24 protein-coding genes are annotated in these 26,680 nt (G+C 61.5%); 14 read left to right on the top strand and 10 right to left on the bottom strand.

The window, feature by feature from the left end; all coding sequences use genetic code 11:
• Positions 1-108: 108 nt before the first annotated feature.
• Positions 109-1,548 (bottom strand): CCA tRNA nucleotidyltransferase, encoded by a 1,440-nt coding sequence (locus tag JOE66_RS00120; RefSeq protein ID WP_205106153.1) that lies wholly within the window; start codon positions 1,546-1,548, stop codon positions 109-111.
• A gap of 127 nt (positions 1,549-1,675) precedes the next feature.
• On the opposite strand from JOE66_RS00120, the gene JOE66_RS00115 reads away from it, so the two are divergent.
• Together JOE66_RS00115 and murJ are read left to right on the top strand one after the other, a co-directional pair.
• A complete protein-coding gene (locus JOE66_RS00115; protein ID WP_205106152.1) occupies positions 1,676-3,892 on the top strand; it encodes a DUF6049 family protein in 2,217 nt (738 codons plus the stop codon).
• Positions 3,892-5,508 (top strand): murein biosynthesis integral membrane protein MurJ, encoded by a 1,617-nt coding sequence (murJ, locus tag JOE66_RS00110; protein WP_205106151.1) that lies wholly within the window; start codon positions 3,892-3,894, stop codon positions 5,506-5,508. Before JOE66_RS00115 ends, murJ begins: the two co-directional genes overlap by 1 nt.
• On the opposite strand, the gene JOE66_RS00105 is transcribed toward murJ, so the two are convergent.
• The gene (locus tag JOE66_RS00105; RefSeq protein ID WP_205106150.1) at positions 5,455-6,288 is read right to left on the bottom strand and encodes an alpha/beta fold hydrolase; all 834 of its coding nucleotides are present in this window, start codon (positions 6,286-6,288) and stop codon (positions 5,455-5,457) included. The two genes, murJ and JOE66_RS00105, sit on opposite strands and share 54 nt — an antisense overlap.
• Before the next feature lie 107 nt (positions 6,289-6,395).
• On the opposite strand from JOE66_RS00105, the gene trxB reads away from it, so the two are divergent.
• The 4 genes from trxB (at position 6,396) to JOE66_RS00085 (ending at position 10,229) form a co-directional block, all read left to right on the top strand.
• Positions 6,396-7,382, top strand: coding sequence for a thioredoxin-disulfide reductase (gene trxB, locus JOE66_RS00100; protein ID WP_205106149.1), 987 nt, complete (start codon positions 6,396-6,398; stop codon positions 7,380-7,382).
• Between the two features lie 91 nt (positions 7,383-7,473).
• A complete protein-coding gene (gene trxA, locus JOE66_RS00095; RefSeq protein ID WP_205106148.1) occupies positions 7,474-7,800 on the top strand; it encodes a thioredoxin in 327 nt (108 codons plus the stop codon).
• Positions 7,801-7,923: 123 nt separating this feature from the next.
• Positions 7,924-9,249 carry an aminotransferase-like domain-containing protein gene (locus JOE66_RS00090; protein WP_307826970.1) on the top strand — a complete coding sequence of 442 codons (1,326 nt, stop codon included), beginning with the start codon at positions 7,924-7,926 and terminating at the stop codon, positions 9,247-9,249.
• Between the two features lie 2 nt (positions 9,250-9,251).
• Positions 9,252-10,229 (top strand): D-alanine--D-alanine ligase family protein, encoded by a 978-nt coding sequence (locus JOE66_RS00085; RefSeq protein ID WP_205106146.1) that lies wholly within the window; start codon positions 9,252-9,254, stop codon positions 10,227-10,229.
• Positions 10,230-10,257: 28 nt separating this feature from the next.
• On the opposite strand, the gene JOE66_RS00080 is transcribed toward JOE66_RS00085, so the two are convergent.
• The 8 genes from JOE66_RS00080 to rpmH all read right to left on the bottom strand — a co-directional run bounded on the left by JOE66_RS00080 (position 10,258) and on the right by rpmH (position 15,493).
• Positions 10,258-11,220: a ParB/RepB/Spo0J family partition protein gene (locus tag JOE66_RS00080; protein WP_205106145.1), complete on the bottom strand. Its 963-nt coding sequence runs from the start codon at positions 11,218-11,220 to the stop codon at positions 10,258-10,260.
• A complete protein-coding gene (locus tag JOE66_RS00075) occupies positions 11,213-12,124 on the bottom strand; it encodes a ParA family protein (RefSeq protein ID WP_205106144.1) in 912 nt (303 codons plus the stop codon). The genes JOE66_RS00080 and JOE66_RS00075 overlap by 8 nt, the downstream gene beginning before the upstream one ends.
• Before the next feature lie 242 nt (positions 12,125-12,366).
• A complete protein-coding gene (gene rsmG / locus JOE66_RS00070) occupies positions 12,367-13,020 on the bottom strand; it encodes a 16S rRNA (guanine(527)-N(7))-methyltransferase RsmG (protein WP_205106143.1) in 654 nt (217 codons plus the stop codon).
• A gap of 14 nt (positions 13,021-13,034) precedes the next feature.
• Positions 13,035-13,631: a Jag family protein gene (locus JOE66_RS00065; RefSeq protein WP_205106142.1), complete on the bottom strand. Its 597-nt coding sequence runs from the start codon at positions 13,629-13,631 to the stop codon at positions 13,035-13,037.
• On the bottom strand, positions 13,628-14,608 hold the full coding sequence (gene yidC, locus JOE66_RS00060; protein WP_205106141.1) for a membrane protein insertase YidC: 981 nt from the start codon (positions 14,606-14,608) through the stop codon (positions 13,628-13,630). The genes JOE66_RS00065 and yidC overlap by 4 nt, the downstream gene beginning before the upstream one ends.
• Before the next feature lie 9 nt (positions 14,609-14,617).
• A complete protein-coding gene (gene yidD, locus JOE66_RS00055; protein WP_307827267.1) occupies positions 14,618-14,881 on the bottom strand; it encodes a membrane protein insertion efficiency factor YidD in 264 nt (87 codons plus the stop codon).
• Between the two features lie 110 nt (positions 14,882-14,991).
• Positions 14,992-15,330 carry a ribonuclease P protein component gene (rnpA, locus tag JOE66_RS00050; RefSeq protein ID WP_205106140.1) on the bottom strand — a complete coding sequence of 113 codons (339 nt, stop codon included), beginning with the start codon at positions 15,328-15,330 and terminating at the stop codon, positions 14,992-14,994.
• A 25-nt stretch (positions 15,331-15,355) separates the two neighbouring features.
• The gene (gene rpmH, locus JOE66_RS00045) at positions 15,356-15,493 is read right to left on the bottom strand and encodes a 50S ribosomal protein L34 (RefSeq protein ID WP_055810406.1); all 138 of its coding nucleotides are present in this window, start codon (positions 15,491-15,493) and stop codon (positions 15,356-15,358) included.
• 326 nt (positions 15,494-15,819) lie between these two features.
• Between rpmH and dnaA the strand changes: the two genes are divergently transcribed.
• The 8 genes from dnaA to JOE66_RS00005 all read left to right on the top strand — a co-directional run bounded on the left by dnaA (position 15,820) and on the right by JOE66_RS00005 (position 26,649).
• Positions 15,820-17,247 carry a chromosomal replication initiator protein DnaA gene (gene dnaA / locus JOE66_RS00040; RefSeq protein ID WP_205106139.1) on the top strand — a complete coding sequence of 476 codons (1,428 nt, stop codon included), beginning with the start codon at positions 15,820-15,822 and terminating at the stop codon, positions 17,245-17,247.
• A 363-nt stretch (positions 17,248-17,610) separates the two neighbouring features.
• Positions 17,611-18,756 carry a DNA polymerase III subunit beta gene (gene dnaN / locus JOE66_RS00035; protein ID WP_205106138.1) on the top strand — a complete coding sequence of 382 codons (1,146 nt, stop codon included), beginning with the start codon at positions 17,611-17,613 and terminating at the stop codon, positions 18,754-18,756.
• Between the two features lie 9 nt (positions 18,757-18,765).
• Positions 18,766-19,653, top strand: coding sequence for a phosphogluconate dehydrogenase (NAD(+)-dependent, decarboxylating) (gene gnd, locus JOE66_RS00030; protein ID WP_205106137.1), 888 nt, complete (start codon positions 18,766-18,768; stop codon positions 19,651-19,653).
• A 24-nt stretch (positions 19,654-19,677) separates the two neighbouring features.
• Positions 19,678-20,922, top strand: a complete 1,245-nt coding sequence (gene recF, locus JOE66_RS00025; RefSeq protein WP_205106136.1) for a DNA replication/repair protein RecF — start codon at positions 19,678-19,680, stop codon at positions 20,920-20,922.
• Entirely contained in the window at positions 20,807-21,472 is a 666-nt protein-coding gene (locus tag JOE66_RS00020) for a DciA family protein (RefSeq protein WP_307826968.1), read from the top strand. Before recF ends, JOE66_RS00020 begins: the two co-directional genes overlap by 116 nt.
• A 120-nt stretch (positions 21,473-21,592) precedes the next feature.
• Positions 21,593-23,554 carry a DNA topoisomerase (ATP-hydrolyzing) subunit B gene (gyrB, locus tag JOE66_RS00015; RefSeq protein WP_205106134.1) on the top strand — a complete coding sequence of 654 codons (1,962 nt, stop codon included), beginning with the start codon at positions 21,593-21,595 and terminating at the stop codon, positions 23,552-23,554.
• Between the two features lie 127 nt (positions 23,555-23,681).
• On the top strand, positions 23,682-26,249 hold the full coding sequence (gene gyrA, locus JOE66_RS00010; protein ID WP_239518351.1) for a DNA gyrase subunit A: 2,568 nt from the start codon (positions 23,682-23,684) through the stop codon (positions 26,247-26,249).
• Positions 26,242-26,649 (top strand): DUF3566 domain-containing protein, encoded by a 408-nt coding sequence (locus JOE66_RS00005; RefSeq protein ID WP_205106132.1) that lies wholly within the window; start codon positions 26,242-26,244, stop codon positions 26,647-26,649. Before gyrA ends, JOE66_RS00005 begins: the two co-directional genes overlap by 8 nt.
• The last annotated feature ends 31 nt before the right edge of the window (positions 26,650-26,680 follow it).

The raw sequence follows: 26,680 nt of genomic DNA, 5'->3' as shown, positions 1-26,680 counted from the left end.
TTGTCTACCCCAGGAATCGCTTCACAATCGTGAAGTGCATCGCGCAACGTTGCGATTGCCTACACAACGTAGCACTGCCGGCAACCGGTCCCCGATTGCGCAGATGGCCTAGTCGGCCAGTCTTCGCGCGGTCCACCACGAATGCAGGCGACGGGTGGCCTCCTCCTCGCCGAGCGGGCCCTCATCCAGTCGCAGCTCGAGCAGAAAGCGGTAGGCTTCGCCGACCTCCCGGGAGGGCTTCAAACCCAGGATTCTCTTGATTTGTTCGCCGTCGAGATCGGGTCGCACCGAGTCGAGTTGCTCCTGCTGCGCGAGCTCGGCGATTCGCGACTCGAGGTCGTCGTAGGCGAAGGAGAGGCGATCGGCCTTACGACGATTGCGTGTCGTCACGTCGGCGCGCACGAGGATGTGCAGGCGTGCAAGCAGCGGCCCGGCGTCACGCACGTAGCGACGAACAGCCGAGTCCGTCCACGCGCTGTCGGTGTACCCGAAGAACCGCAGATGCAGCTCGATCAGGCGGGCAACCGCGGCGATCGTGTCGTTGTCATAGCGGAGTTCGCGCAGGCGTTTCTTGACGAGCTTCGACCCGACCAGGTCGTGGTGGTGGAACGACACGACCCCACCCGGTTCGAGTCGTCGGGTCGCCGGCTTGCCGATGTCGTGCAGGAGGGCAGCCAAGCGAAGCACGAGGTCTGGTTCAGCGCCCTCGTCCGCCCTTTCGCGTTCGAGGTCGATCGCCTGTTCGAGCACCGTGAGGCTGTGCTCGTAGACGTCCTTGTGGTGGTGGTGCTCGTCGGTCTCGAGGCGAAGGGCCGGCACCTCCGGCAGCACGAAGTCCGCGAGGCCCGATTCGACCAACAGTTCGACTCCCCTTCGAGGCCGGTCTGACCTCAGCAGTTTCGACAGTTCTTCACCGATACGTTCGGCAGAGATGTGCGTGATGCTCGAGGCCATCCCGGCGAGCGCCGAGCGCGTCTCATCGTCGAGCTCGAAGTCGAGCTGCGCGGTGAACCGAACGGCCCGCAGCATGCGCAGAGGATCGTCGCCGAACGAGATCTCGGGCGTCGACGGTGTGCGAAGGCGACCGTCGAGCAGATCATCCATGCCTCCGGAGGGATCGACGAGCACCTTCGAGGGCAGACGCAGCGCCATGGCGTTGACCGTGAAGTCCCGGCGGAGAAGGTCGCCTTCGAGCGTCGTGCCGAACTCAACAACGGGCTTGCGGGTGACCTGGTCGTAGACGTCGGAGCGGTACGTGGTGATCTCGACCGTTTCGCCGCCGATGCGTGCGCCGATCGTGCCGAAGGCGCGCCCGATGTCCCAGTGGGCGTCGGCCAGGGGCGCGACGATCGCGAGGATCTGGTCGGGGGTGGCGTCGGTGGTGAGGTCGAGGTCGTGCACCGGGCGCCCCAGGAACGCATCGCGAACCGGGCCGCCGACCAGGGCGAGCTCGTGGCCAGCTGCCGCGAAGGCAGCGGCGACCAGCGAGACGGGAGGCGTCTCAGCCAGCTTCGCCAGGGCGGCGAGGGAGTCAGCTACCGGTTGCACCCCGCCACTTTACTGCCTGCCCCCCTCTGAGAGCCGAACTGACGCCACAGCTGTGGATAACCGCCCGGAGAGAGCCGCACCTCGACCCGCAACGGTCGTTCAGGAGACACACCCTAGAATCGGCAGTATGAATGCGGCGGCGAAATCGGGTGTCCGTCGCGGCCCGAGACGCGCCGTGCCACTCGCGCCGACGGCATCTGCCCTGCGCCGTTCGGCGTCACGGATGCTCGCCGCTGGCATCCTTCTGGCCGGCATCGCCCTGGCAGCTCCCGCCCAGGGCGCCGCAGCCGAGACCACGCCAGTGCCGACCCCGAGCTCGACTGCCACCACGGATGCCGGCGCGGTCTCCCTGACCCTCGCCCCCGACAACGCGGGCTCCCTTGCACCGTCTCAGGACCTCGCGATGACGGTGACGATCGAGAACACGACTGCTGTCGCCGTGCCGGCCGGGGTCATCCACGTCTGGCTCGACCGCACCAGGCTGACGACACGCACAGAGCTCTCCGGGTGGCTCGACCCGGCCACCGATACCCCCCAGGATGCTGATTCTGCCAGCGTCGATGCCGCGACGGCCTCAATCGCGCCGGGCGCGACGGCGAGCATCCGGGCGAGCATCCCTGCCGCCCAGATCGGGCTCTCCGCCTGGGGTGCCTACGGGCTGAAGGCGACGCTGCCTCTCGGGTCGACGATTCTCGACACCCGAAGCGCCGTGGTCTGGTCAGAGGGCGCCCCCTCGACCTTCTCTGCGCTCGGCCTCATCATGCCCATCACCGTACCGCCGACGAGCGCCGGGCTGCTTTCTGCGACCACCCTGACGGACTACACCGGCACAGACGGAGTCCTGACGAAAAAACTCGACGCCGTCGCGGGCAGGCCCGTGACCCTGGCCATCGACCCGATGATCATCGTCTCCATCCGGGTACTCGGCACGACGGCGCCCCAGAGTTCGCTCGACTGGCTCGCACGGCTTGCCGCGGCTCCGAACGCGAGCTTTCCCCTGAGCTACGCCGACTCCGACCTCGCCATCGAGCGGCAGGCCGGCGCCCCCGCCGTGCTCTCCCCGACATCGTTCGACTACGCGCTGAGCGCGTCGAACTTCCAGTCGCTGCCCACCCCAGACCCCTTCACCCTGTTCGCGCCGACGCCGGCACAGACCGCACCGGCAGCGCCTGCCTCACCCGGTGCGCCGACAACCCCGACTCCCGCGCCAGGCCAATTGCCGACGTTCTCCGACCTCACCTCGTGGGACTACACCCGCACAGACCTCGCCTGGCCCGCCGCGAACACGGTCTCAACCGGGGATTCGACGTTCTTCGCACAGAGCGGCCTCACCACGAGCATCCTGAGCAGTGACAACGTCACTGTCGCCGCGCAGGGCATCACTCCGAACGCCCCCGCCTCGGTCGACGGGTCGAGTTCGATCCTGCTCGATGCGCAGATCACGGATGCCCTGCAGACCGCCGCTGACGCGGCAACCGAGGCTCCGCGTGATGCGGCGTTGGCCGAACTCTCTGCCATCCTCGCCGTGACCACCGGTACCTCGCCTGGCACTACTCCCTCACTCGCCGCGAGCCTGGGTCGGGATGCACCGACGTCGAGTTTCGGGGTGATGCGTGTTCTCGATGTGCTCGAGGCATTGCCCTGGGCAGCCGAGGTCCCCCTGGGCGACGTGCTGACGGCTCCACAGACACCGGGTATCAGCCTCCGCGACAGCCCGCAGGAAACCTCGCGTGCCGACGCCGTGCGATCGATGCTCACCAGCGAGAGCCAGGTCGCAGCGTTCGCGCCGGTCATCGACGTTCCCGAATTGATCACCGGTCGCCAGCGCGCGAGCCTGCTCGGCGTACTGGCACAGTCGTGGTCAGCAGACACCGATGGCCGCGCGACTGCAGAAGCGGTGTACCAGAAGGCGTCGGCAGACACCCTCTCCTCAGTGCAGATCGTCGACGGCAGTTCGATCAACCTGCTCGCCTCGAATGGCGACGTGCCCGTCAACATCAGGAACTCGCTCGCCTGGCCCGTCACGGTCATCCTCCAGGTCACGCCGTCGAACGGGCGGATCGTGGTCGAACCGAACCGCATCGACATCACCGTCGAGGCGCAGTCGCAGAAGACGGCGAAGGTGCCGGTCAAGGCGGCAGTCGCCAGTGGTGAAGTCAATCTGAGGCTGGAGCTCTACAACAGGAACGGGGTGCTCGTCAGCCAGGCCCAGCCGCTCCAGATCAACGTGAGCGCCGACTGGGAGGGCATCGGTACGCTCATCATCGCAATTCTCGCTGTCGCCTTCCTCGCCTTCGGAATCATCAGGCAGATCCGTAAGCGGCGCAGAGCAAGGCGCGCGTGATGGCCGAACGCAGCATCGGTCGCTCGAGCGCACTGCTCGCCTCCGGCACGATCGCCTCACGTATCCTCGGGTTCCTCAAGGCGATCGTCCTGTTGCAGGCGATCGGTGCGTTTGCCGCCGGTGACGCGTTCACTGCCGGCAACCAGCTCCCCAATACGATCTACGTCATTGTGGCGGGCGGAGCGCTCAGTGCGGTCCTGGTACCGCAGATCGTGCGGAGCGCACTGCACACCGATGGCGGCACCGCCTACATCAACAAACTGGTGACGATCTCGCTCCTCGTACTGGCCGTGACTGCGCTCGTCGCCACGCTTCTCGCGCCGTTCCTGGTCTCGATCACCGCCCATGGGTTCTCGGCAGAGCAGACAGCCCTCGCGACCGCGTTCGCCTACTGGTGCCTGCCCCAGATCTTCTTCTACGGCGTCTACACGATCCTGGGTGAAGTGCTGAACGCGCGAAACTCCTTCGGGCCGTTCACCCTCTCACCCATCCTCAACAACATCGTGGCCCTCGTCGGGCTCATCGTGTTCATCGCCGTCTTCGGCGCAGACCCCGACGGAACGCGGCCTCTCGACTGGTGGACTCCCTCCTCCGTCGCCCTCCTCGCCGGCACAGCAACCCTCGGCATAGCCGTGCAGGGCCTCATCCTGTTCGCCTTCTGGCGCCGCGTCGGGCTCGTCTACCGGCCCGACTTCGGGTGGAAGGGTGTCGGCCTCAAACAGACTGGAAAGATCGCCAGCTGGTCGTTCGGCATGATCCTCGTCACGACGGCGGCCGGTCTCGTCGAGACGAATGTGGTCTCGACGGCATCCGGCGGCGACTCCGCCTCGATCGCTGCCCTCGCGAATGCGTGGCTGATCTTCATGCTCCCCCACTCGGTGGTCGCCGTCTCGATCGCCACCGCCTATTTCACCCGGATGAGCGAGAATGCGTCTGCCGGGGACCTCGGCCGGGTGCGCGCCGATGTCTCTGCGAGCATCCGGCAGATCACCGTCATCATGGTGCTCGCCGGGGTGGTGCTGTTCGTGGTCGCCTACCCGTTCGGCCGGGTGATGATCGATTCCATCGCCGGCTCGACGGCCATCGGAACCGTACTCATGGCCTTTCTCGTCGGCCTGCCTGCCTTCAGTATTCTCTTCGTTCTGCAGAGGGCGTTCTTCTCCCTCGGCGACACACGCACGCCGTTCTACACAACCGTCTTCCAGGCTGTCGTCTTCAGCATCGGCAGCCTCGCCGTGCTCCTGTTCGTGCCGAAAGCCTGGGTGGGTGTCGGTGTCGCGCTGATGCTCTCGCTCGCGGGAATCCTGCAGACCATTGTGGCGGGAGTTCTCATTCGCCGAAAGCTCGGCGGGGGCATTCGCCGGGTGGCGACGAGCTTCGCGAAGGATGCCCTGGCCGCCCTGCCCGCATCGGTCGCCGGTGCCGCGGTGTACTTCGCCTTCGGCGGCCCAGACCCGGCGGGCTACGCCCTCTCCGGCCGCATTCCTGCGATCATCACGATGGCCGTGGTCGCCGTCGTCATGACGGTTCTGTACGCTGCCACACTTCGACTGGTGCGCTCCTCAGAGCTGAGTGAGGCCGTCACTCCGATCCTGAGACGGCTGCGGCGCAGCTGAGGCCAGAAACTCGCGAACGACGTCGACCACTCCAGCGGCCGGTCTCAGCGTTGACGCGTGGTCGCGCCCGGGCAGCGGTACAAAACGGGCATGGGGCATCAGCCCCGCTGCACGTTCTGAGTCGGTGAAGGCTCGCCGATCATCCGTACCCGCCAGCAGAAGCGTGGGCAGTTCGATCGAGTGCAGCGCCTGCTCGTCGACGCCGGGTTCGAGTTCGACGCGCCGAAAATACGACCGGATGGCCGCGGGATCGTTCGCCAGGAAGGCCGCCGTCGTCGCGGCGTCGACCGGTATGCCCCGGCGCTCCTCCCAGCCGTCGATGAAAGCGCGCATTCCACCCGCGCCCAGTGCCTCGTCGTACCCTTCGAAGAAGAGTCTCCCGACGCTGCGCCCGGGTGCACGATAGCTTCCGGCAGCAGAGACGAACGAGAGCATGCGTTCGGGGTGGGTGGCCGCAAGGGAGAAACCGGCGCGGGCGCCGAATGAATATCCGAAATAGTGGGCGCTCGTGACGCCGGCGGCATCGAGAACGGCCAGGAGGTCGGCGACGACGAGCTGCATCCGGTAGTCGTCAGGCTGATGCGGTTTGCCACTCAGCCCATGCCCGCGGAGGTCGACAAGGATCAGTCTGTAGTCGTCCCGCAGAGCCTTCACGTACCCGAGGCCGCGCCACATCGCTCGCGACAACCCCGAACCGTGGACCATCACGAGCGGGGTTCCCTCACCGACCTCGGTGTAGGCGATCCGCACGCGGTCAAGAGGATTGAAGGCTTCACTCACCGTTCAATCATGGGCCCTCCGGCTCTGGAATACCCGGCGGCTAGGATTGGTTGAGGTCTACAGTGCAACATCGTGGGTGCTGAGTCACCGCTACAAGGAGCTTGTCGATGAGACAGATAATCATCATTGGGTCTGGCCCTGCCGGGTTCACCGCGGCCATCTATGCGGCGCGCGCGGGTCTTCAGCCGTTGCTCATCGCCTCGAGCGTCGAAGCCGGCGGCGAACTCATGAAGACCACCGAGGTGGAGAACTTCCCCGGGTTCCCCGAGGGTATCCAGGGCCCCGAGCTGATGACCAGGCTCCAGGAGCAGGCTGAGAAGTTCGGCACCGAGGTGCTCCTCGACGACGTGACGAGTGTGGACTTCAGCGGTGACATCAAAAAGGTGTCCACGGGCTACAGCGGGGACTTCGAGGCACAGGCCGTCATCTTCTCGACCGGGTCTGCCTACCGCAAACTGGGCATCGATGACGAGGAGCGCCTGAGTGGTCGCGGCGTCTCCTGGTGCGCCACCTGCGACGGTTTCTTCTTCAAGACCAAGACGATCGCGGTTGTCGGCGGCGGCGACTCTGCCATGGAGGAGGCCACCTTCCTGACCCGTTTCGCCGAGAAGGTGTACCTGGTTCATCGCAAAGACAGCCTGCGGGCATCCAAGATCATGCAGGAGCGCGCGTTCGCCAACGAGAAGATCGAATTCGTCTTCAATTCGGCCGTCGTGGGCATCCGCGGCGAGAACACTGTTGAAGCGCTGACACTCGAAAACACTGTCACGGGCGAATTGAGCGAACTCCCGGTGCAGGGGCTGTTCGTGGCCATCGGCAATGACCCGCGAACCCATCTCGTGCACGGCCAGCTCGACCTCACGGCGTCGGGAACGATCGCTGTCGACGGTCGCTCATCGAAGACCAATATCGCCGGCGTCTTCGCTGCAGGTGACGTCATCGACGACACCTATCGGCAGGCTGCCACCGCGGCGGCCTCAGGAACGGTCGCAGCGCTCGACGCCGAACACTACCTGGCCGGCCTCGCCGAGGCACATGCGATCGCAGAACTGCGCGAGGCCGAAGCTGAGATCGAGCTCATCCGGTCCTCCTGACAAGCCCTCCGTGTGCCGTTTCCCATGCACACCCACGAAGGCTGAAACCCGCTGACGTCCACCGAACACCTCCCGTGAAAGAGAGAACACCATGTCAACCGCAACAGCAGTAACCGATGCGAGCTTCGAAGCCGATGTGCTCAACTCTGAAGAGACCATCCTGGTCGACTTCTGGGCCGAGTGGTGCGGCCCGTGCCGCGCCGTGTCGCCCATCCTCGACCAGATCGCTGCAGAGCACTCCGACAAGATCAAGATCGTCAAGCTGAACGTCGATGAGAACCCCCAGACCGCGGCCAAATACCAGATCACGTCGATTCCGGCGATGAAGGTGTACCGGGGCGGAGAAGTCGTCAAGACGATCATCGGCGCCAAGCCCAAAGCGGCACTCGAGAACGACCTCGTCGACTACCTCGGCTGATTTTCCACGTTCGTCGCGGCCGCCTGGGCGGCCTTCGGCGGTAAGAGGGCCCGGGCCGATTCTGGCACCGGGCCCTTTTCGGCGTTGGTAGCATGGAATTTCGCCTCATTCATGGAAGTGCACGTGAACAGCCACCACAGACCATCGTCGCCCTCTGGCACAAATCTCGACCCCTGGTACAACAACTACGCTGACCGTGCCGCCGGCCTGTCTGTCTCAGAGGTCCGTGCCCTGTTTGCCGTCGCATCCCGGCCTGAGGTGGTCTCACTGGCCGGTGGGATGCCCGCCGTTTCGGCTCTCCCTCAACACCTCGTCGTCGAATCGATGGCGAAGGTCATGGCTGAGCAGGGTTCCGTCGCCCTTCAGTACGGGTCTGGGCAGGGCGTTCCCCGATTGCGTGAGCACATCCTCGACGTCATGGCCCAAGAAGGCATCTCCGGCAGCGTCGACGACGTCGTCGTGACCACTGGTTCACAGCAGGCCCTCGACCTGGTGACAAAACTCTTCATCAATCCTGGCGATGTCATCCTCGTCGAGGCACCCAGTTACGTCGGCGCGATCGGCGTGTTCCGCTCCTACCAAGCCGATATCGAACATGTACTGATGGACGACGATGGGCTCATCCCCGAGGCGTTGCGCGAGGCGATCACGCGAGTGAAGTCGTCGGGCAGAACCATCAAATTCCTCTACACGATCCCGAACTTCCAGAACCCCGCCGGTGTGACCCTCACGGCGCAGCGTCGAGTGGAGATTCTGCAGATTTGCCGATCAGAGGGCATTCTGGTGTTGGAGGACAACCCCTACGGGCTTCTGTACTTCGATGGGCCGCCCCCTGCGCCGATGCGCAGCACCGAAGACGAAGGCGTTATCTACCTCGGCTCGTTCTCGAAGACGTTCGCCCCGGGATTCCGGGTGGGTTGGGCAATCGCACCCCACGCCATTCGCGAGAAACTCGTTCTCGCTGCAGAGTCGGCGATTCTCTGCCCGAGCTCGTTCAGCCAACTTGTGATCTCCGAATACCTCTCGACTGCTGACTGGAAGAGCCAGATCAACACCTTTCGAGGGGTCTATGAAGAGCGCAAGAACACCATGCTCGCCGCCCTGGCCGAGCACCTGCCCGAGATGACCTGGACAAAGCCGAACGGCGGGTTCTACGTCTGGCTCACCCTTCCCGACTACCTCGATGCCAAGCAGATGCTGCCCCGCGCGGTCACCGAGCTCGTCGCCTACACGCCTGGCACCGCGTTCTATGCCGACGGTGGTGGCCGCAACAAGATCCGACTCTCCTTCTGTTATCCGACGCCCGATCAGATCCGCCTCGGCATCCGTCGGCTCACGACCGTCATCAATAGTGAGATCGATCTGCTGGAGACGTTCAACGCGACAGGCCCCCTCCAGACCATCCGCCAAAGCCGTTCGTTCTCAGCCCCACCACCAGACCTGGACTAACTATGACTGACTCACCCGCCAAGCGTTCCGTCGTCGTTCTCGCTGGGGGCATCTCCCATGAACGTGAAGTCTCCCTGCGCTCCGGTCGCCGTGTTGCCGACAGTCTGATGGCGCGCGGGCACCGCGTGACCATGCGCGAGCCCGACAGCACACTCCTGAGCTTCCTCGAGGACGCCTCGCCCGACCTGGTCTGGCCGGCACTACACGGCGCCAGCGGCGAAGACGGCTCCCTGCGTGCTCTGCTCAGTGCTCAGGGAATCGCCTACGTCGGCTCAGAGTCTGCATCGGCACAGCTGGCCTGGCACAAGCCGACGGCGAAGGTGCTGGTTTCCCGTGCCGGATTCGCCACCCCGGAGTCCATTACCCTACCCCGTGAAACGTTTCGTGAACTGGGTGCCAGCCAGGTGCTCGATGGTGTGCTGAAACACCTCGGTACCCCCGTCGTGGTGAAACCGGCCATGGGTGGGTCCGCACAGGGCGTGACCGTCGTCGAGAACGACGTCGATCTACCCCGGGCCGTGGTCGATGCGTACACCTATGGCGAGACCGCCCTTATCGAACAGAAGATCGTCGGCACTGAGATCTCCATTGGCGTCCTTGACACCGGCGCGGGTGCTTTCGCCCTCCCGGCAGTCGAAATCGTGCCCCGATCAGGGGTTTATTCCTACGAAGCTCGTTACAATGCGGGTGAGACGGAGTTCTTCACTCCCGCTCGACTCGAAGACGACTGGGCCGAAGCCGCCGCACACGCCGCACTGAGCATCCATCAGACCCTGGGTCTTCGTCACCTCTCGCGAATCGACCTGATCATCGATGACAGCGGAATTCCGTGGTTCCTCGAGGCGAATGTGATGCCCGGACTCACTGAAACGTCTCTGGTGCCTTTGGCGATCGTCGCCGACGGCCTGAGTCTCGGCTCGGTCTACGAGCAGCTCGGCGAGCTCGCCATCCGCGATTCACGCCACTCTGAATCGGACTGAACCGAAGCCTCATCGAACGACACGTCGCTCAACTGGACCTGCTAGACCCGAACCCCTGATCTCCGAGATCGCTCAGGATTCTGTTCAGGTCCTGAATCGTTGCGAAATCGATCACAATCTGGCCGCGAGTCGCACCCAGGCTCACCTTGACACGCGTGTTGAGTCGATCACCCAGACGCTCGGCGATCTCGTCGAGGTGGTCGTTGCGACGCCCGGCCGTCGGCCGCACCCGGCGTGCCCGGGGGGTTCTGGATGCTGCGGCCTCCGCCGCCCTCACCGACAGATCCTCGTTCACAATCTTGTCGGCAAGGCGCCCCATCTCCTCCACGTCGACAACAGACAGAATCGCCCTCGCGTGACCAGCACTCAGCACGCCTGCTGCGACGCGCTTCTGCACGGCCGTCGGCAGCTTCAGAAGCCGAATGGTGTTCGTGATCTGTGGCCTCGACCGGCCAATCCGAGACGCAAGCTGTTCTTGTGTGATGTCGAAGTCGTCGAGAAGTTGTTGGTACGCTGACGCCTCTTCGAGAGGATTCAGCTGGGAACGGTGCAGGTTCTCCAGAAGTGCGTCCCGGAGCATATTCTCATCGGCTGTGTCTTTGATGACGGCGGGGATCGTGTCGAGCCCCAGTTCCTTGCTTGCCCGAAGTCGTCGCTCACCCATGACGAGTTCATATTCCTGGGCAAGCCCCGGCTGTGCGGGCAGTTGACGAACCACGATCGGCTGAAGCACCCCAACCTCGCGGATCGACTGCACCAATTCGGCAAGATCATCAGCATCGAACTCCGTCCGTGGCTGTTTGGCATTCGGCACGATCGATGCGGGCGCGAGATTGGCGAGACGAGCGCCTGGCACCGAGACCAGCTCGGCTTCACCTGCACCACGCTCTGCGAAGAAGACATCGACCGGACTTGTCGACCGTGATTCGTCGATCGTGGGAATCAGTGCCCCGATTCCGCGGCCAAGTCCAGTGCGTTTGGGGTTAGCCATGGTTGTGTACTCCTCGTCGTGCGATTTCTGATGCTGCTTCAAGATAAGAAAGTGACCCGGGGGAATTCGGGTCGTAGCTGATGACGGTCTGGCCGTAACTCGGCGCCTCTGAAATACGCACAGAGCGCGGGATGATCGCTTGGAGCGTCTCGGTCGGAAAATGATTGCGCACATCGTCAGCCACCTGGGAGGCAAGGCGAGTGCGACCGTCGTACATTGTCAGGAGAATCGTCGAAACGGCGAGGTTGGGATTGAGGTGTCGTTCGATCAACGCGATATTCGAAAGAAGCTGACTCAGGCCCTCGAGCGCGTAATACTCGCATTGAATGGGAATGAGAACCTCGCGGGCGGCGACGAACGCATTGATCGTCAACAACCCCAAGGAGGGTGGGCAGTCGATGAAAACGTAGTCGAACGGTTCCCCACGTTCTTCGGCCCGGCTCAAATAGGCATTCAGGCTTTCTCTCAGGCGGAGTTCACGCGCGACGAGTGGAACTAATTCTATCTCCGCGCCCGCAAGGTGGATGGTCGCCGGCGCGCAATAGAGACGATCGAACTCAGGACTCTTCTGCACGACGTCTTCCAATGAGACATCCCGGATCAGAATGTCATACACACTCAACGTCTCTGCTCGATGATCCACTCCGACCGCCGTCGACGCGTTTCCCTGCGGATCGAGGTCGACGACCAATACCTTCGCGCCCGTCTTCGCCAACGCGGCGGCCAGATTGACAGTCGTAGTGGTCTTCCCGACCCCGCCCTTCTGGTTCGCCACGGTGAACACCCTCGTCTTCGGGGGGAGTGGAAACTCCGCGACAGCGATAGCTCGTCTTCGCTGTGAAAGGTCTGCGATCTCGCGTGCAAGGGGAGTCGAAGCGTCGAAGCCGACCGATTCGCTTGTCATAGATACTTTCTTCAATGGCTGCTCACCCGGTGTGGTCCTGGAATGGTCCGAGGGTGGTTTTGTGCTGGTGATGTTTCACGTGAAACACTGGTTTATCTTCATAGATCAGGGGTCGGCTCACTGGTAATAGAGCCCACGTCCACGGTACCTGCCCACGGGGAATTATCTAAGTCGATCGGCATGTCGATTCACGCACAGCCGATGTTTCACGTGAAACACCTCTACCCTGCGTTGCCCACCGGTCAGGACACAGTTGCACGAACGACGCGAGTCGGATCGGTCAGCACGCCCACCCCGAGCACTTCGACCCTGACATCGCGTAAGCCGAACTTGCGAATCACCTTGCCAGCGTCCTCAATCTCACGCTCCGCGCCCGCGCCCTTCATGAGCACAAGCTCGCCGCCCCGCCGAACAAGAGGAGCACACAAGGGCACCAGTTTCGACAGGGCGCTGACGGCGCGGGCCGTCACCTGATCGAGAGCATCAGGGAGCCCAACATCCTGAGCTCGGGCGCGAACAACCGAGACGTTGTCCAAGCCGAGTTCAGCAGCCTGGTCGTTCAACCACTTCACCCGGCGTTCCATGGGCTCAATGAGTACGAACGACACGTCAGGGCGAGCAATTGCCAATACCAGGCCAGGGAGGCCAGCGCCGCTGCCGATGTCGCCAACTCGGCCAGGTCTCATCAGCGGCGCCACTGCTACACAATTCAGCACGTGCCGGCTCCAGAGACGAGGTAGTTCGACAGGGCCAATCAGGCCATACTCCTCGCCATGTCGCGCAAGATTACTGACGAATGCACGAGCGACGCCGATCCGATCCCCGAACATGGCTTGTGCTGAAGCGGGTTCACTCTCGAGCGAACGGAGGACCTCGTCGTAATCGATATCGCTCATTGTTTCACGTGAAACTACGCTGCGCTGATCACAGTGTGGCGATCGCGCCCTTCGCCTTCAGAAGCCGAGGCGAAACCGCGCTCTGCAACCAGGTCATGAACCACCTTGCGTTCATAGGAAGACATTGCATCCAGGGCGACCATACTCTCGCCACCGACTTCGATCCGATCGATCGCTGTTGCCACCAGACGTGCAAGCTCGGCCTCTCGAGCCTGGCGACTGCCGCCGACGTCGAGAATGAGACGCGAGAATCCACCGGTCTTCGTCTGCACGGCCAGGCGCGTGAGCTCCTGGAGAGCCTGAACGGTGTCGGGATTGGAAAGGAGCCGAAGGTTACTGTCTTCGGAGGAATTGACAGAGACGTAGGCTCTACCACCACGGGCATCGATGTCGATATCTCCGTCGAGATCGCAGATGTCCAGGAGTTCCTCGATGTAGTCGGCTGCAATGTCACCCTCATCTTCGAGGCTGCCAGTGGCCGGATTCTCTGAGGAATCAGTATGGTCGGTCGACTCGGTCTGCTCGACAAGACGGGCGTCCACGCCGGACTTCCCGGGTCCGTCGGACAACTCTACGAACTCCTGCGTGTTCACGTCGGTCACATCACTCATTTCTTTTCACCCTGCTTCTTGGCTCTGTTCTTCCCCACCGGCTGCTGACGCTGGGTGGTCACCGGCTTCGACGAGTCGAGCACGACATGGCTGATCGACCCGTCTCCCGCGGTCTGGATGTTCAACTTGCCCTTCTTTGCAAGCCTTGCCTCACGTGCTTTTGCGGCTTCGCTACCAGGTGTGGGCATATTTCGAATGACCAGGAATTGCTGTCCCATCGTCCAGAAGTTCGACGTCAGCCAGTAGAACATCACGCCGAGAGGGAACGTGAAACCAGAGAAGGCGAATACCAGAGGAAGGATGTAGAGCAGGATCCGCTGTTGTTTGAACATCGGACTGTTCTTTGCCTCAGGGGACTGGTTCCGGGACATGATCTGAAGTTGCGTGATGAACTGGGAACCCGTCATGAGGATCACCATGATGACGGCAATGACCATCACAGCCACGTCACCCGTCACTGTCGCCTGCTGAAAACTCTCATGAAGGGGAGCGATACCGAAGAGTTTGGCGTTGCCGAACTGCTGCGCGAGCTCGGAGTTCAACAGGCCGACCCCGGCCTGTCCCTTCTGTGCGTCATTCAGAACAGAGAAGAGGGAGAAGAAGATCGGCATCTGTAGCAGGAGTGGAAGGCACGAGCTGAGAGGATTCGTACCGGTTCGCTTGTACAGCTCCATCGTCTCCCGAGACATTGCCTCGCGAGAGAACTGATCTTTCTTTCCTTTGTACTTATCCTGAATTTTCTTCAGTTGTGGGGCGACCTCAAGCATCTTGCGTTGACTCTTGATCTGCCGCACGAAGACGGGGATGAGCGCCGCACGGATCACGAGCACCATGCCGACGATCGACAGCACCCAGGTCAGCCCCTCAGCAGGGTCCATCCCAAGGGCCGTGAACAGCGTGTGAAACGACACGAGCAGAAATTCCACGACCCACTTGATGGGCCACAGGATGGTACTGATGAATCCGGGAATATCCATGTTTTCGGGCTAGCCCTTTCGTTGGCCGTTAGCTACGACGAAGCCGAATCTGGTGATGCGGAAATGTGAAACTCGGGGTGCGGGAACGTCATCGATCCCACCGGCGGCCCACGGATGACAGCGGATGATGCGGTACCCCCCGAGACCGATACCGACAAGGAGACCGCGGCGCTGGATCGCTTGCATCGTGTACGACGAACAGGAAGGGTAGTAGCGGCACACGTCTCCGTACAGCGGCGAAATGACTGCCCTGTATGCCCTCAGAATGAGCACCGCCGCGTTTCGGGGGAGCAGAAAGACCCAAACCGCCACGCCTGTAAGCCGAGAGAGAACCTGCGAACGCTTCCGCGGCTGCACATCAAAACTGCTGACCAGAGCAGTGTTCACGACAGCACCTCAGCCCGTGTCAGCGAACGCGAGACCTCTCGCTTCAGCTCCTCGAAGGTGCAGTTCGCCGCTCCCGGAAGCGCCCTGATCACAATCTCCGAACCAGGTACCACTGTCGGGGCGAAGCCATAACAGATTGCCTTGAGTCGACGTCGAACGCGATTACGTACGACCGCGACCCCGACTGATTTCGCCACGATGAAACCGAATCGCGGAGTCGACTGCGAGCCTTTCCGGAGGTAGGTCACCGTACTCGGAGCCGCAAACCTGGCACCTCGGCGAACCGCAGCACGATAGTCATCTGCAGTCGTTATTCGGGCGGATCTGGCCAGCACCTTGAGGTGAACTCAGTGGGACGAATTACGCGGAGAGCTCTGTGCGGCCCTTGCGACGACGAGCCGAAAGGATTGACCGGCCGGCACGGGTACGCATACGCAGACGGAACCCGTGAACCTTCGCTCGACGACGGTTGTTGGGCTGAAAGGTTCTTTTGCTCATGATTCTTGGTCTCCGTGGCCCAGCCGATGACGCGCCGGGAAGCTTAGTAAGGTGTGCGCTCGCACACAGGTCAACTGATTAAAACTACGGCCTGACTGGCAATTGGTCAAACTGAAAGCGGCCAAACGCCCAATTATCCACAGTTCATTGTCAGTGGTCGAAAGTGACACGCCTAGAAGAGGCAGAATGAACTTGATCTAGTTCGTGCCAGTCACTAGCTTAGATCCTTAGGTTTGTGACAGTGGTGTGGGGATGCAGTCGCACAATTCTTCGTACGTCTCCCTCGCAGCTGCTGGGGCTACACCTATCCTTCTGACAGGAGATCCATGGCTGACGATTCCGGTTCACCGGAGGCCAATTGGCGCACCGTTCTCCAGGCACTGTCGACCGATGAGCGGATCACACCCCAGCTGCATGGATTCTTGGGGCTTGTCGTTCCCAAAGGGATAATGGCCGGCTCGTTCTACCTCGAGGTTCCGAACGACCTGACACGCGGAATGCTCGAGCAGCGCATACGCGTCCCACTACTGTCGGCCCTCGGAAAACTCGACGAGTCCTTCGGGGTGACCAGTTTCGCGGTCGTCGTCAACCCGGACATCAGTGGTGACGACTACCTTCCACAACCTGCGGTCGTCGAGGTGCCCGCCACCACGAGCAACTACATCGAAACGACACCGATTCAGGAGACAGTCGGCCCGCTGCGGAACAACGACACGAGACTGAATCCGAAATACAGCTTCGACAACTTCGTCATCGGGGGGTCGAACCGTTTCGCCCACGCAGCTGCCGTGGCCGTGGCGGAGGCACCAGCCAAGGCCTACAACCCGCTCTTCATCTACGGGGACTCAGGACTCGGCAAGACTCACCTGCTGCACGCGATCGGCCACTACGCCATGAGCCTGTACCCCGGGGTTCGAGTCCGATATGTGAGTTCAGAGGAATTCACCAACGATTTCATCAATTCGATAGCGAACAACCGCGGGGCAGCCTTCCACTCGCGGTACCGAGACATCGATCTCCTTCTCATCGACGACATCCAGTTCCTCCAGGGCAAAGCAGAGACGCAGGAAGCCTTCTTCCACACCTTCAACACCCTGCATGACCACAACAAGCAGGTTGTGATCACGAGTGACCTGCCGCCGAAACACCTCACCGGCTTCGAAGACCGCATGCGGACCCGGTTCGAATGGGGTCTCATCACCGATGTACAGACACCAGACCTCGAAACCAGGATCGCGATTCTCCGAAAGAAGGCGCAGAGCGAAAAACTCCAGGTTCCCGATGAGATACTCGAATACATGGCGTCGAAAGTCTCGTCGAACGTCCGCGAGCTCGAAGGCACTCTCATCCGCGTGACGGCGTACGCAAGCCTGACCCGCAACCCCGTCGACCTCGCCCTCGTGCAGACAGTACTGAAGGACCTGATAACCCTCGACGATGACAACGTCATCGCTCCCGTGGACATCATCGGGCACACCGCAGAGTACTTCAAGCTGTCCGTCGATGACTTGTATGGCTCATCCCGGTCGCAGGCGATCGCGACGGCGCGTCAGATCGCCATGTACCTCTGCCGGGAGCTGACGAGCCTTTCCCTGCCCAAGATCGGTCAACTGTTCGGCGGCCGGGACCACACCACCGTCATGTACGCCAACAACAAGATCGGCAAGCTCATGACGGAGAAACGCTCGATCTACAACCAGGTAACCGAGATCAGCACAAGAATCAAGCACAATCAGCGCTACAAGGGCGTTTGAACACATCGATTGGGCTGATTCCACACGTTGTGCACAACCCTGTGTATAACTGCTGCCAATGTGTTGATGATCTGTGGATGGCTGTGCGAACTCCCGCGAGTGCAGCAGCGCACGGGCATGGTAATTACAAGAAGTTTGCCCACCGTTTCAACAAGTCACACGAGTGTAGTTCCGATGAAGACACAGGGAACCTCGGCCGTTATCCACATATCCACGTCGGTTAAGAAGATTAACCAAAGAATTGTTTAATGATGATCGCCAATAACTTTTTCACCGGGGCGACTCCCTCGAAACCGGTCACGCAGAGCCCCCGCCCACCGGATAGCATGGACCGACCAATACGTAAAAACTGAAGGTGCGCGCGTGAAGTTTCAAGCAAACAGGGACGTATTTAGCGAAGCCGTATCTTTCGCGGTCAAACTTCTGCCTCAACGAACAACCTTGCCGATTCTCAGCGGGGTGCTCATCGAAGCCGACGCCGAGGGCCTCACCCTCTCCTCGTTCGACTACGAGGTGTCATCCCAGACCCACATCACTGCAGATGTGGAAGAACCTGGACGTGTTCTGGTGTCGGGCCGGCTGCTCTCCGACATCGCGAACAGGCTCCCCAATGCCCCGGTGCGCTTCTACACCGAAGACACCCACATCATCGTCAGCGCCGGGTCTGCGAAGTTCACCTTGTTGAGTATGCCTGTGGAGGAATATCCGAGCCTGCCTATCGTCGGAGAGGAATCAGGGCTCCTAAGGGCAGACGATTTCTCCGCGGCGATTGCACAGGTCGCGGTAGCGGCTTCGCGAGACGACGTGACCCCGGTGATCACAGGGGTACAGCTGGAGATTTCCGAACGCAGCCTCTCGCTCGTGGCCACAGACAGGTATCGCGTCGCAGTGCGCAACATCGACTGGGATGCCGGCACATCGAACATCGAAACAGCATCTGCACTCGTGCCCGCAAAGACGCTCCAGGAGATCGGCAAGACCTTCGGCAACAGCGGGACCATCTCCGTTGCGATCACAAATACCGATGACCGAGAGCTGATCGCTTTCAAGGCAGATCGCAAGACAGTCACTTCCCTGCTGATCAAGGGCAACTTCCCGCCTGTCAGACGACTCTTCCCTGACACTGTCGAGAACTACGCGGTGATGAACACTGCAGACCTGATCGAGGCAACAAGACGTGTCTCGCTGGTGCTCGAGCGCGAGGCGGCGCTTCGATTCACCTTCACAATCGATGGCGTCACGCTCGAAGCCGTCGGCTCAGAGCAGGCCCAGGCGTCGGAGACAATCGACGCGCTCCTCACCGGTTCTGACACCGTCGTCTCGCTCAAACCGCAATTCCTCCTCGACGGGCTCGGAGCGGTGCACTCGGAGTACGTGCGTATCTCCTTCACCAAGACCGACAACCCCAACAAGCCAGGGCCCGTGCTGATCACAAGCCAGTCGTCAAAAGACCAGCCAGGGTCAGACGACTACAAGTACCTGCTTCAACCCAACCTCTTACTTCGCTAGGGAGAAGACATGCACCTCGGACTCATCGGGCTCGGAAAAATGGGCAACAACATGCGCGAAAGACTGCGCGAAGCCCAGATCGAGGTTGTCGGCTACGACAGCAACCCTGCTGTGAGCGATGTCGCAGACCTGGCAGCGTTGGCTGCTGCTCTACCGACTCCGAGAATCGTGTGGGTCATGGTCCCTGCCGGTGTCATCACCGATTCCGTCATCTCCGATCTCGCTGGCGTACTCGACTCGGGTGACCTGGTCATCGACGGCGGGAACTCCCGGTTCACCGAGGACTTCAAGCACGCCGAGCAGCTGTCGCATTCCGGCATCAACTTCGTCGATGCCGGCGTCTCGGGCGGCGTCTGGGGGCTGAAGAACGGCTATGGGCTCATGGTCGGCGGGGACAAGGCAGACGTCGAACGTGCCATGCCGATGTTCGATGCTCTCCGGCCAGAGGGCCCCCGTGCAGAGGGCTTCGTCCATGTGGGCGAAGTGGGTGCCGGGCACTACGCAAAGATGGTGCACAACGGCATCGAGTACGCCCTCATGCAGGCCTATGCAGAAGGTTATGAACTCCTCGACACCAAAAAAGACATCATCAAAGATGTCACCGGCACCTTCAAGGCCTGGCAGCGGGGTACAGTCGTGCGCTCATGGCTCCTCGAGCTTCTGGTGCTTGCCCTTGAAGAAGACCCCGAATTCGTCGACATCGAAGGTTACGTGGAGGACTCTGGCGAAGGCCGGTGGACCATTGAAGAAGCGATCGCGAATGCCGTTCCTGTCCCCACGATCAGTGCGTCGATCTTCGCTCGTTTCGTCTCGCGGCAGGAAGACTCGCCTGCAATGAAGGCCGTCGCGGCGCTTCGCAACCAGTTCGGTGGTCACGCCGTGAAGAAGGCCGACTGACCACCGCTTGCTGAGCGAACCAGAGTGTTAGTCCGTCACCTGAGCCTCACCGACTACCGGAACTATTCCCGCGCAGAGGTTCCACTGTTCCGCGGCCCGAACCTGTTCGTCGGTCGCAATGGGCAAGGAAAGACGAACCTGGTTGAGGCACTGGGGTATCTGAGCACGCTCGGCTCGCACCGGGTGTCGAATGACCAGGCACTCATCAAGAGCTCAGCCCAGGCCGCGATCATCCGTGCCCGCCTGCAGCACGAGGAGCGTGAGCTCCTTGTTGAACTGCAGCTGAACAGAAGTGAGCCCAATCGCGCGCAGGTCAATCGCAGCGTGGTCAAGGTGCGCGAGATACCGAGGTATTTCTCGAGCGTATTGTTCGCACCGGAAGATCTGGCGCTCGTGAGGGGAGACCCGTCTGTGCGGCGCCGGTTCCTCGACCAACTGCTGGTGGCGAGAACGCCCAGGCTTGCCGGAGTCACGGCAGACTACGACCGCGTGCTGCGTCAGCGCAACACTCTGCTGAAGTCGGCCAGAACTGCGGGAGTACGCGGGTCGGGGCTGTCAACCCTCGACATCTGGGATGATCGGCTGGTTGTTCTGGGTTCGGAGATCATCACCGAGCGGGCAGCCCTGGTGTCTGAGCTCCGGCCACGTGTTGATGCCGCCTACCGGGCCGTGGCCGGAGCGGATCACGCTCCGCGCCTGACGAACCGGCTGAGCATCATGCCCGGCACGAACACAGACGACGAGCTGCACGACACACACGCTGCTGAACCTGGTGAGCTTGTTCGAGGGGCCGGCGCTGGAATTCCCGACACTCGCGCGGGAGTCGAAGAGGCCTTTCGGGCCTCCCTTGCTTCGGCACGCAAGCAGGAGATAGACCGGGGAATCACGCTTGTGGGCCCGCATCGGGACGATGTGGTCTTCGAGCTGAATTCCCTGCCGGCGAAGGGGTACGCGAGTCATGGTGAATCCTGGTCCTTCGCCCTGGGCCTGAAAGTTGCATCGGCAGAGCTGCTGCGCTCCGATTCACAAACAGGCGATCCCGTGGTGATTCTCGATGACGTGTTCGCTGAGCTCGACCAGTCACGACGCGGCCGCCTCGCGGCGGCTGTCGGCGGGTTCGAACAGGTCCTCATCACAGCGGCAGTGTTGGAGGATGTGCCTGCCGAGCTCGCTGCGCACACTGTTCACATCGACGCAGGTGCAATCGTCGATCAGGATGCCGATGACGGCGTACGCCCGGGTGAGCGCGGCGGGGGCACGCGTGACTGACCGCGATTCGCCGGATTCTGCGGCTCAGAACGGAAGGCTGCCGGAGGATCCGCCTGAGCACGAACCACAGCTGGGCGAATCCGCGTCGGTCTATGCGAGATTCAAGACCACTTTCGGTGACGCGCGCCTGATCGGACGATCGAAGACGAAGCTTCGGCGAATTCCAAGCGGCGAATCGGTTCCCTATGGCACAGGGAGGGACCCTCGGGGGATCAGCTCGGTACTCGACGGGCTGACGAGTGAACTGGGGTGGAGCGGGTCGCTAGCGAAGTCAGACCTGATGCTCGCGTGGAAGGAGATTGCCGGTGCCGAAACTGCTGAACACAGTCATCCGGCAGATATCACGGACTCTGTTCTTTCCGTGCAGTGTGATTCGACCGCGTGGGCAACTCAACTGAGACATATGCGAACAATGATCCTTACACGCATCGCTATCGAGTATCCCGATGCCGGAATCGAGTCAGTGCGCTTTCTTGCACCAGACGCTCCATCATGGAAAAGAGGTTCCAGATCAATTCCAGGGCGGGGCCCTCGCGATACCTACGGCTGACAAGGCAAAACTGGTCACCTTGCCAAAATAAACGCCCCAGATCGGCAGCAAAGCTCGTGCGGTGAGCATAGTTTGGTAGAATGAAGGGTCGCCCTTTCTTGCTTTGGAGCCCATATATCCATGACATCCCCACTTGACCAGTCGGACTCCGAAACCGAGTACGGCGCAGACGCCATCCAGATTCTCGAAGGTCTTGAGGCGGTCCGCAAGCGTCCGGGAATGTACATCGGCTCAACCGGTCCGCGGGGGCTGCACCACCTCGTCTACGAAGTGGTCGACAACTCGGTCGATGAGGCTCTCGCCGGCTACTGCGACACCATTCTGGTCACCATGCGTAAAGACGGCGGCATCCGTGTCGTCGACAATGGCCGGGGGATTCCGGTCGATCTGAACAAGCAGGAGAACAAGTCGACGGTTGAAGTCGTCCTGACGATCCTGCATGCCGGTGGCAAGTTCGGTGGAGGTGGATACTCCGTGTCAGGAGGTCTGCACGGTGTCGGCATCTCCGTCGTCAATGCCCTGTCTGCCGAACTCGACGTCGAGGTCCGTCGCCAGGGCCATGTCTGGCGTCAGAGTTACAAACACGGCATTCCCCAGGCACCGCTCTCACAAGACGAGATCTCGACAGAGACGGGCACGACGACGACATTCTGGCCGAGTACCGAGACCTTCGAGACAGTCGAATTCGACTACGAGACGCTGCGTGCGCGTTTTCAGCAGATGGCCTTCCTCAACAAGGGTCTGCGAATAACACTCACCGATGAGCGTGGTGAAGAAGACGTCGTCGTTAGCTACCTCTATGAACGGGGACTGGTCGACTACGTCGAGTACCTGAACCGGGCGAAGAAGAACGAACTCGTGCACGACGAAGTCATCTCGTTCGAGAGCGAAGACACTGATCGTAAGATCTCACTCGAAGTCGCCATGCAGTGGACCAACGGGTACACCGAGAGCGTCCACACGTATGCCAACACCATCAACACGCATGAGGGCGGCACGCACGAAGAGGGATTCCGTGCAGCTCTCACCACACTCGTGAACAAGTACGCTCGCGAGAAGAGCATCCTGAAGGAGAAAGACGAGAACCTCACCGGCGACGACGTTCGTGAGGGGCTCACCGCTGTGATCTCCGTGAAGCTCGCCGAGCCGCAGTTCGAGGGCCAGACGAAGACCAAGCTCGGCAACACCGAAGCAAAGGCCTTCGTACAGCGGGTCGCAGGCAAGGAACTCGCTGACTGGTTCGACCGCAAGCCGACCGAGGCTCGTGAGATCATCCGCAAGGCGATCCAGGCTTCGCAGGCACGAATGGCCGCGCGCAAAGCTCGCGAGCAGACGAGACGTAAAGGTCTGCTCGAAGGTGGCGGCATGCCTGGCAAGCTGAAGGACTGCTCGAGCCGCGATCCCGCGAAATCCGAGATCTTCATTGTCGAGGGTGATTCGGCCGGGGGGTCTGCCATCCAGGGTCGCAACCCGGAGACCCAGGCCATTCTCCCTCTGCGCGGGAAGATCCTGAACGTCGAGAAGGCACGGCTCGATCGCGCACTCGGTAACAACGAGGTCCAGGCGATGATCACGGCGTTCGGCGCCGGCATCGGTGAGGACTTCAACCCCGACAAGGCCAGGTACCACAAGATCGTACTCATGGCCGACGCCGACGTCGACGGGCAGCACATCACAACGCTCTTGCTGACCTTGGTCTTCCGGTACATGCGCCCGTTGATCGAACTGGGCTACGTCTACCTGGCGATGCCGCCACTGTATCGCCTCAAGTGGTCGAACGCCCCACACGAGTACGTCTATTCGGATGCCGAGCGCGACGCGCTCCTCGAGCACGGTGCGGCCGCCGGGAAGCGTATTCCGAAGGAGAATGCCATCCAGCGTTACAAGGGCCTCGGCGAGATGGACTACCGGGAACTGTGGGACACCACGATGGACCCCGACACACGCACCCTCCGCCAGATCACCCTCGACGATGCGGCAGCAGCAGACGAGATCTTTTCGACGCTCATGGGGGAGGACGTGGAGTCCAGGCGCAACTTCATTCAGAAGAACGCGAAAGACGTTCGGTTCCTCGACATCTAGTGGCGGGTTTCGATACGCCGCACTGAGCGCGGCTACTCAACCAGCGAGCATCCTGAACACCGACAGATAGAGAACGATGACTGACGAAACACCAACAGGTGACTCCATTGCCCCGGACTCCCGAGGCATGATGACCGACCGTATCGAGCAGGTCGACCTGCAGCTCGAGATGCAGCGTTCGTATCTCGACTATGCGATGAGCGTCATTGTCGGTCGGGCCCTTCCCGACGTCAGGGACGGCCTGAAGCCTGTGCACCGCAGGGTCATCTACGCGATGTACGACGGAGGTTACCGGCCCGACCGGGCCTTCTCGAAGTCAGCGCGTGTAGTCGGCGAAGTCATGGGCCAGTTCCACCCGCACGGTGACTCGTCGATCTACGACGCGCTCGTGCGCCTGATCCAGCCGTGGAGCCTCCGGTACCCGCTCGCCCTCGGCCAGGGCAACTTCGGGTCCGCGGGCAACGACGGAGCTGCGGCCCCACGGTACACCGAGACCAAGATGGCCCCGCTGGCGCTCGAGATGGTCAGGGACATCCAGGAAGAGACCGTCGACTTCCAGGACAACTACGACGGCCGTACCCTCGAGCCGGTCGTCCTTCCGAGCCGTTTCCCGAACCTCCTTGTCAACGGGTCCGTCGGCATCGCAGTCGGTATGGCCACGAACATCCCGCCACACAACCTGCGCGAAGTGTCATCGGGAGCGATCTGGTACCTCGAGCATCCTGATGCCACTCGTGAGGAGCTTCAGGATGCCCTGATCGAACGCATCAAGGGTCCAGACTTTCCCACCGGTGCCCAGATTCTCGGTACGAAGGGCATCCACGACGCGTATCGCACCGGTCGTGGCTCCATCACCATGCGCGCCGTGGTCAGTGTCGAGGAGTTGCAGGGCCGCAACTGCCTGGTCGTCACTGAGCTGCCGTACCAGGTCAACCCCGACAACCTCGCGATCAAGATCGCCGACCTCGTGAAAGACGGCAAGATCGGCGGTATCGCCGACATCCGCGATGAGACGTCAGGGCGGACGGGCCAGCGACTGGTCATCGTGCTGAAGCGCGATGCGGTTGCGAAAGTCGTTCTGAACAACCTCTACAAGCACACCTCGCTGCAGGAGAACTTCGGCGCGAACATGCTGGCAATCGTCGACGGCATTCCCCGAACACTGCCGATCGACGGCTTCATCACGGAGTGGGTCGCTCACCAGATCGATGTCATCGTTCGTCGCACCCAGTTCCGTCTTCGCCGAGCAGAAGAGCGCATGCACATTCTGCGCGGGTACCTGAAGGCCTTGGATGCCCTTGACGACGTCATCGCCCTCATCAGGCGTTCGGCCACCGTCGAAGACGCACGCCTCGGCCTGATGAGCCTGCTCGAGATCGACGAGATCCAGGCAGACGCTATCCTCACAATGCAGTTGCGACGCCTGGCTGCCCTCGAGCGACAGAAGATCGCCGACGAAGCTGCCGAGCTGCAGGTCGAGATCGATGGGTACCACGTGATTCTTGCGAGCCCGGAGCGCCAGCGCGAGATCATCATCAGCGAACTGACCGAGATCGCGGCGAAGTTCGGTGATGATCGACGTACGGAGATCATGTTCGGCTTCGACGGTGACATGAACATGGAAGACCTGATCCCCGAAGAGGAGATGGTCGTCACTGTCACTCGTGGTGGCTACATCAAGCGCACCCGAAGCGACAACTACCGGAGCCAGCATCGTGGTGGCAAGGGGGTCAAGGGCGCCCAACTGCGGGCAGACGACGTGGTGGAGCACTTCTTCGTCACGACCACACACCACTGGTTGCTCTTCTTCACGAACATGGGCCGGGTGTACCGGGCCAAGACGTACGAACTGCAGGAAGCAGGGCGCGACGCGAAAGGCCAGCATGTCGCCAATCTGCTCGCCCTGGGCCCGGACGAGCAGATTGCCCAGGTGCTCGACATCCGGGACTACAAAGCCGCAACCTACCTGGTTCTGGCGACCAGGGAGGGCCTGCTGAAGAAAACGGCCCTCAGTGAATACGACACCAACCGCTCCGGTGGGATCATCGCGATCAACCTCCGTGAAGGTGACGAGCTTGTGTCTGCGTTGCTCGTCGAGGAGGACTCCGACGTGCTCCTCGTTTCGAAGAAGGGCATGTCGATCCGCTTCACCGCGTCGAATGAGTCACTTCGCCCAATGGGCAGGTCGACGGCCGGGGTTATCGGCATGAAGTTCCGCGACGAGGACTATCTGCTCGATGCGTCGGTCGTCACCGAAGACGGATTCGTCTTCGTCGTCACTGAAGGCGGCTTCGCCAAGCGCACCTCGGTCGACCAGTACAGGTTGCAGGGTCGCGGTGGTCTCGGAATCAAGGTCGCCAAGCTACAGGATGCCCGTGGCGACCTCGCCGGATCACTCATCGTCGACGAGGAGGACGAGGTCTTGGTGGTTCTTGCCAGCGGCAAGGTGGTACGCTCTGCCGTGGCCGAAGTGCCCGCCAAGGGGCGTGACACCATGGGCGTCGTATTCGCTCGTTTTGCCGATGAGGACCGCATCATCGCGTTGGCAAAGAACACGGAACGCGCTGTGGTCACTGAAGAGTCGGCAACCGTCGAAACCGTGACAGGCGCGGCTGATACCGTGAACCCAGTCGAGATTGACTCCCCTGAAACCCCGAGCGAGACCGAAGAAGAGGATCGAGTAATCGATGAGTAACGTAGCCGAGAAGCTCGCCAAGAAGTCATCACGGCCCGCACAGACGAAGCAGGTGCGGCTTCGGCTGGTCTACGTCGACTTCTGGTCGATCCTGAAGCTCTCCTTTCTGTGGTCGATCATTCTGGGTATCGTCACCGTCGTGGCGACGTTCCTCATCTGGTCGCTCCTCAACCAGACGGGGGTGTTCAACTCGATCAACAGTGTGCTGACCGAGATCGCTGGCAGTGGCAACTTCAACCTGAACGACTTCGCCTCCCTGGGGCAGGTCATGGGCTTCGCAATCATCGTCGCCATTCTCGACGTGATTGTCATCACCGCCCTGGGCGCAATTGCTGCTGTTCTCTACAACCTGACAGTGAAGATCACTGGCGGAGTGATGCTCGGTTTCACGAACAAGTAGGTAATGGGTAAGATAGAGAAGTTGCGTCGGA

It is taken from the genome of Subtercola frigoramans (assembly GCF_016907385.1).
GTDB lineage: Bacteria > Actinomycetota > Actinomycetes > Actinomycetales > Microbacteriaceae > Subtercola > Subtercola frigoramans.
The sequence above is the reverse complement of the archived record's forward strand: the minus strand, read 5'-3'. Positions and strand labels throughout refer to the sequence as shown.

Coding starts and splice junctions, on each gene's coding strand:
- JOE66_RS00115 (WP_205106152.1), top strand. CDS start 1,676: ATGAATGCGGCGGCGAAATCGGGTGTCCGTCGCGGCCCGAGACGCGCC.
- trxB (WP_205106149.1), top strand. CDS start 6,396: ATGAGACAGATAATCATCATTGGGTCTGGCCCTGCCGGGTTCACCGCG.
- JOE66_RS00005 (WP_205106132.1), top strand. CDS start 26,242: ATGAGTAACGTAGCCGAGAAGCTCGCCAAGAAGTCATCACGGCCCGCA.
- gnd (WP_205106137.1), top strand. CDS start 18,766: ATGCACCTCGGACTCATCGGGCTCGGAAAAATGGGCAACAACATGCGC.
- JOE66_RS00020 (WP_307826968.1), top strand. CDS start 20,807: ATGTGCCTGCCGAGCTCGCTGCGCACACTGTTCACATCGACGCAGGTG.
- murJ (WP_205106151.1), top strand. CDS start 3,892: ATGGCCGAACGCAGCATCGGTCGCTCGAGCGCACTGCTCGCCTCCGGC.
- trxA (WP_205106148.1), top strand. CDS start 7,474: ATGTCAACCGCAACAGCAGTAACCGATGCGAGCTTCGAAGCCGATGTG.
- gyrA (WP_239518351.1), top strand. CDS start 23,682: ATGATGACCGACCGTATCGAGCAGGTCGACCTGCAGCTCGAGATGCAG.
- rpmH (WP_055810406.1), bottom strand. CDS start 15,493: ATGAGCAAAAGAACCTTTCAGCCCAACAACCGTCGTCGAGCGAAGGTT.
- rsmG (WP_205106143.1), bottom strand. CDS start 13,020: ATGAGCGATATCGATTACGACGAGGTCCTCCGTTCGCTCGAGAGTGAA.
- JOE66_RS00085 (WP_205106146.1), top strand. CDS start 9,252: ATGACTGACTCACCCGCCAAGCGTTCCGTCGTCGTTCTCGCTGGGGGC.
- JOE66_RS00065 (WP_205106142.1), bottom strand. CDS start 13,631: ATGAGTGATGTGACCGACGTGAACACGCAGGAGTTCGTAGAGTTGTCC.
- JOE66_RS00080 (WP_205106145.1), bottom strand. CDS start 11,220: ATGGCTAACCCCAAACGCACTGGACTTGGCCGCGGAATCGGGGCACTG.
- yidC (WP_205106141.1), bottom strand. CDS start 14,608: ATGGATATTCCCGGATTCATCAGTACCATCCTGTGGCCCATCAAGTGG.
- JOE66_RS00075 (WP_205106144.1), bottom strand. CDS start 12,124: ATGACAAGCGAATCGGTCGGCTTCGACGCTTCGACTCCCCTTGCACGC.
- gyrB (WP_205106134.1), top strand. CDS start 21,593: ATGACATCCCCACTTGACCAGTCGGACTCCGAAACCGAGTACGGCGCA.
- dnaA (WP_205106139.1), top strand. CDS start 15,820: ATGGCTGACGATTCCGGTTCACCGGAGGCCAATTGGCGCACCGTTCTC.